The organism is Deltaproteobacteria bacterium, assembly GCA_012522415.1.
Lineage (GTDB): Bacteria > Desulfobacterota > Syntrophia > Syntrophales > JAAYKM01 > JAAYKM01.
This window is the reverse complement of the sequence record JAAYKM010000131.1, coordinates 1-5662: the sequence shown is the minus strand read 5'-3', so window position 1 is coordinate 5662 and position 5662 is coordinate 1. Positions and strand designations below refer to the sequence as shown.

Annotated in this window: 4 protein-coding genes; all 4 read left to right on the top strand. The window is 51.8% G+C overall.

Annotation, left to right across the window (positions count from 1 at the left end; translation table 11 throughout):
• The first annotated feature begins 100 nt into the window (after nucleotides 1-100).
• From GX147_10055 to GX147_10040, 4 genes are read left to right on the top strand one after another with little or no spacing between them, the layout of a single operon-like run.
• A complete protein-coding gene (locus GX147_10055; GenBank protein NLN61015.1) occupies nucleotides 101-490 on the top strand; it encodes a hypothetical protein in 390 nt (129 codons plus the stop codon).
• 13 nt (nucleotides 491-503) lie between these two features.
• Entirely contained in the window at nucleotides 504-1466 is a 963-nt protein-coding gene (locus GX147_10050; GenBank protein NLN61014.1) for a type II secretion system protein, read from the top strand.
• A 5-nt stretch (nucleotides 1467-1471) separates the two neighbouring features.
• Nucleotides 1472-2077: a hypothetical protein gene (locus GX147_10045; protein NLN61013.1), complete on the top strand. Its 606-nt coding sequence runs from the start codon at nucleotides 1472-1474 to the stop codon at nucleotides 2075-2077.
• A gap of 17 nt (nucleotides 2078-2094) precedes the next feature.
• A complete protein-coding gene (locus tag GX147_10040; GenBank protein ID NLN61012.1) occupies nucleotides 2095-5586 on the top strand; it encodes a hypothetical protein in 3492 nt (1163 codons plus the stop codon).
• Nucleotides 5587-5662 lie beyond the last annotated feature (76 nt).

The following is a 5662-nucleotide window of genomic DNA, read 5'->3' as shown; positions in this document are numbered from 1 at the left end:
TGGGTATTCCGCAAAGTCCGCTAATAGAGTATAATTGCGAAAAAGAAAGATCTGTACATCAAAAATTCTTAAAACTTTTGTACAAGGGGAGGGGATCGGCATGAAAAAACATTGCCATGGCCGGCGTCAAAGTCAGGTCAATGCCTCCTGCGGCTTTGCCCTCGCCGAGACCATCATCGCGCTCCTCATCCTCTCCATCGCTCTCCTCGCCATAGCCATCGTCCCTATTATGTCTTCCAAGATGGCCCTGCAGACCGTCCAGAAGGAACAAGCCCTCGCCCTTGCCCATACCCGGCTCGACGTACTTGAGGCGGCTTCAGCGGATATCGCGTCGTTAGAGGCCGTAGGCATCTACACTGTTTCCTTTGACCGCTCCTTTGCACGGGGAAATGCCGTAGTAGAAATTTCCTGGGGCGGCATAACCCAGCAATCCACAATTAAACTTGAGCGGGACCTCAGCAGGAACGCCAGGCTGACGGCGGTAAAATGAGGGGATGGCAGAAATGAAGAGAATGGAAAAAAAAGCGTTCACCCTCGTTGAAATTCTGATTTCCATACTGATACTCGGTGTGGTTATGTCTGCCGTATTGACTCTGTTTTTTTCGGTGTTTGAGAGTTACAAATTTCATCAGGACATTATGGAAGCGAAGCAGCGGGGACAGGTGGCCCTGGCGGCTATACAGCCTTACATATCCGCCTCAGCCCTTGGAATGCCCAACAAGAAAGATATATTCCAGACAGCCTTCTCCTCTACTGGAGGAGTATCGGAAACCGCAGACGCCCTTCTGCCTTCGAATGTCAGGGAGCAGTATACCGGGCCTGTTCAGGTCGCATCTGCCGATGTTATTTCCGGTGACGTTGTGGCCGTTGTGGTTCCGGGTATTGTCAATTCGGACGACATATCCGGATCCGGACTGTGGCTCGTTTACGCCGTTCCTTCCGGTATCGGCGTGGAAAACGACTTTGAAATAGACAGCACCGGAACTGAAATAGAACTTACCGCTCCGCCTCCTGCGGGGCTTTTCGTGAAAGGTACCAATGCAATGAAGAGTTGGGTTGCCTTTCCAGGAAGCACGGCGCCCATGTTTGTCAATGCCGTCAATCCATCGGACGGAAAGAAAGTTACCCTTGCGGCGAGAACGGCTCAGAAAGTTTCCGCCTTCGACGAGATGCACTATGTCAGGGCGGTAAAAATTAGAGTGGACGATAAAAATAACCTGGTTGTAAAACATTTGGCGGATGGTGTGCCGGTAAACGAACCCTGGAGCCCAGTCGTTGAAGGTATCGAAAATATGCTGATTGAGTTCACGCCGGACCGGATTCTGAGGGTGACAGTACTCGGCAAGGGATCGGTGAGACACAACGTGGAGTATATGAGCGAAATCGTCGGATGGGATGGACCCAGGCCCGCGGACATGCACTACCGGTATGCGGCAGTTTCCAGAAGCTGGAGGATACGTAATTGAAAAGCATGGCGAAGAAGAGCATGTTGAAGGCTCCTGGCAAGAAAGCAGGAATGGCCCTGCCAATAACGCTGATTGTTCTGCTTGTGGCGGGGGCGCTTGTGGCTCTTTCGTTTTATTTTATAGAGAACATGATGACTACGACAAAAATGAAGGCCGATGACGAACTCCGGCTCAACGCGGCCCTTGCCGGTGTCGAGAGGGGAAAACAGTGGCTCCTTTCCCGGGTTGACGCCGGTGAACTGCCGGCCCTCACCACCACGAGCGGCGATATTGCAGCCGTTACGGCTCCGGGCTTTCCGGAGCTTCTTGTGCAAAATCCCGTCAGTTTTGATCTGGACGGAGTATCGGTGGAAGTTCGCATTTTCGATCTCGCTTATGAATACACTTCTGCCCTTGAATTCGTGCCGGGAATCCCCCCGAGGATTTTCCAGACTCAGGAGGGGGGCAGCATAAAATCGTCCCAGTCTTATGCAAGTTCCAATGCGGCCGAGGGCGATACCGGGGCTGCCGATCCAGATTCCGCGCTTCTGGGCTCCTACCTGATCCGCAGCGAGGCGACCCTGAACGACCTGACGAAGCGTGTGGAACAGGGAATTCTGATGGCAAGGTAATTTCGGAGGTGAAGAAAATGAAGAATAAGAGCGGTCGTTCTTTCGGATTTCCTGTCTTCTGGAGCCTGCTTGCTATAATTTTGCTGACTGCGGGCTCTTCGGCCGTTTTTGCGGATTTTACCCCCAAAACGGATCTTTTTTCTGCCGACAAAGACACCCCTCTCGGCTTTACGAACCTTGTTGAGCCGAATGTCCTGCTGCTCATCGACACCAGCAGCTCCATGACCGAGAGGATGAGCAGCGGTACTTCCACTTACGGAGACGGGACGAACCCCTACAATTTCGGCGGTTCGACAACATATTACTATTTCGGGACAGATCAGAATAGCGGCCGCAATACAACCGGCAACAATGACGCATCAGTTGATTACAATTACCACCCTCTGCTGCGCTATATCCCGGAAGAGATCCTTCCGAGCAATACGTCGTACTTCTCTTACGATGTGGTTACAGAAACGGGAGAACGATGGGAAAATTCCAGGGACGGAGGTTTTCTTCCTGATGGCTATAGGTTGAACACCTCTGATGGCCGTCTCGAAATTCGTTATGTCTGGTTTATATTCACTCTTTGGAGAAATGTCGAACAAAATGAAAGCAAACCTGAGCCTCCTTCAGGATACCGATGGGACTGGCAAAGCGGTGCCTGGTATCTTCAGAAGTATGGCACATACACTGAGACGAAAAACAAGTACAAATACCCCAACGACAGCCGGATGTACACGCTGAAGAACGTTATGTACCGTATCCTTAATGACAATACTCTTGTTGGTAATATCCGATTTGCCTTGTCAAGTTTTGTGCAAACCTATGTGGCAAACGGAAATACGCAGTATAGCCCATACTCCTGGAGTCCGGGGTCGACCGGTAATGTGCAGTCTATTTCTTGGCAATACCCTGGAATATGGAACCAATGGACCAGGCGCTGGGATGGCGATTGGCAAAAAGCAATGTTGCTTGAACCCTTTGATTCGACAACAAAGAATCCTTCGCATCTGAGTAATATTAAAAAATGGTTTGATGGCACTGAAAGTAAGAAAACACAAACGAATCCCGGTAATCCTGAATTTCGAGCTATTGGCAACACACCGATCGCTTCCTCTATTTGGTTCCACGATACAGAATCGGCTAAGGCGTATTTTAAGAAAGATGGGGTAATAACAGATTGGTGTCAGGATAACTGGCTGATCGTCCTAACTGATGGAGCAAATAACGATGACTTTAATCCTGTTACAGCTGTTGATGAATTGTATAGGATGCCGATAACTGTAACACTGAAGAATGGGAAAATAGAGAATGGAAGGAAGATAAAAACATTCGTCATCGGCATTGTCGATCCAAGCCAAACTGCACTCAGAAATACCCTCAACCAAATGGCTGTAGCTGGGCAGACACAAAAAGCGTATTTCGCCACAGATATGGAGGGGCTGCTTGCGGCCTTCAAGGAAATATTCCAGACCATACAGGACTTCGCCGCCACGGGAAGCGCCCCTCTGGTGAATCCTCCCAAAGCTGCAGGCGGCCAGGGCAATGCATATTCCACCGGTTTCAAACCGAAATCGGACCAGCAGTGGACGGGGTATCTCTACAGCTACACCATTTCGGACGATGTATTGAGTACCACGCCGAACTGGGAAGCGGGAGCCAAGCTGAACACTACTGCTCACACCGCGAGACAGATATACACCGCCGACTGGGACGGCAGGACCACGTCAAGTCTTTCCGGCAGCAATCTGAAGCATTTCCTCAGTACCCAGGTTGAAGCCCTGCGACCCCTTCTGGCCGGTCCGATCACCACGACTGTGCTTCCAAATACGAAACTCGCCCAGTTCATAAACTGGGTGAGGGGACTTGACGTATGGGACGAAACCGAAGGCTCTGAACGGTGGAAACTCGGCGATCCTTATCATGTCGGGCTCGTGGAGGTGGGAGCGCCCCAGAGCCTCCTGAAAGACGAGGCTTACCGCAATTTTGCGGAAACCTACAAAAATAGGGGAAAGTTCATATATCTCCACGCCAACGACGGGATGGTTCATTCCTTCGCATCCGAAACCAGTTCAGTCACAGTTCCCCAGACCACTGAAGGATTGGAAAAATGGGCGTTTATACCCCCCAACGTGCTCGGGTACCGGCGCCTTCTGGGAATGAAAGTTGATGAGTCTAATACGTGGGTCAGCAACGAAAAATATTCTAATGCACAGTATCTTCTGGACGGCCCCCTGGTTGCTGAGGACGTTTCTTTCGGAGGGGCCTATCATACAGTGCTTCTGGGTTCCCTTGGCCGTGCCGGTGCGGGAATGTATGCCCTCGACATAACAAACCCCGGAACGCCCCAATTTTTGTGGGCACTCGAAAACAATCACTATGACCAGGCGACCATGGCGGTCCGTCCGGTTGATGAGCGGACTTTCCTCAAGTGGGACAAGGCATCGGCCGGATCATCCACTGCGGTCCTTTCCACCTCTGAATCCTCCGCCTCAACGGCCCTCGGGCGGCTTCGCCTGACGGTGAGCACGCCGTTTATCGGCACCGTGGACGTATACAACCCTTCGGGAACAGACGTGATAACGAAATGGGTTGCCCTGTTCGGCGCCGGGGTGCAGTATGCCTATTCCGATACCGACGCTGACGGAGGTAAGGCGGTGTATGTGATTGACATGGAGAACGGGAACAGGATCAAGGAACTGACCCATGCCGACCTGGGGATGGCTGTTGCCCCTCTCTCAGTTGAGACAGGCCCCAGGCCGCTCAGGATAAAGAACTTCTATCTCGGTGACCACAGGGGGGCTGTCTTTGAGGGAGATGCCTCCGCCGCTTCAACGGACAGCTGGTCTCTCCAGAGGGTTTTCACCCCTGGAGAAGTTACGGACGCCACTGTGGTAGGCATCCCCTACGCCGTGGAGATCGGCATCATAAAGAACCGGAAATGGCTTTTCTGGGGAACCGGTGATCCTGACGGCCTTTTCGGAGAACAGACGGGACAGAACTACATCGTGGCGCTGAACAGGAACACCGCCGGACCAAGCACCACATACACCGACCTGGAAGGCCTGACCAGGGACAATGTTGACTCCGTAGCCCAGACACTCAACGGATGGTACTTGCCCCTTGCCTCTACCGAGACGGTAACAACACCACCGGTGCTCTACAAAGGCTATCTTTTCATCGCTTCCTACGTACCATCAGATGATAACTGCGAGATCGGCAACAGCAATTTTTATATCCTCAAGGCGGATACGGGGCTCGGCGGATGGATCGACGCAAGCGGGAACGAAAATAAATATGTTACCCTTGATGCCACGAGGATCAGCGGCATCACCGTATCGGGCGGGAAGTTATACGTAGGTGTCACCCGGTATCCGGGAGCTTCGACACCCCCTGCCGTTATGGGAGATGTGACCCTTTCCGGAAACCTTATGGTCATCAATGTGCCTGACCACATAAAGAACTCGGAGGAGGACATTCCGAGCAAGTCGACACGGCCCACCTACTGGAGGGATTGGAAGCCATGAAAAGATTAATAATAAAATGTGCTCCGGTGTTTTTAGGTGTTTTTTTGTCGGTGTTTATACTCTCTGCAGGATATGC

What these genes read in the sequence shown, in the direction of transcription:
- GX147_10055 (NLN61015.1), top strand. Translation starts at nt 101, where the DNA reads ATGAAAAAACATTGCCATGGCCGGCGTCAAAGTCAGGTCAATGCCTCC.
- GX147_10050 (NLN61014.1), top strand. Translation starts at nt 504, where the DNA reads ATGAAGAGAATGGAAAAAAAAGCGTTCACCCTCGTTGAAATTCTGATT.
- GX147_10045 (NLN61013.1), top strand. Translation starts at nt 1,472, where the DNA reads ATGGCGAAGAAGAGCATGTTGAAGGCTCCTGGCAAGAAAGCAGGAATG.
- GX147_10040 (NLN61012.1), top strand. Translation starts at nt 2,095, where the DNA reads ATGAAGAATAAGAGCGGTCGTTCTTTCGGATTTCCTGTCTTCTGGAGC.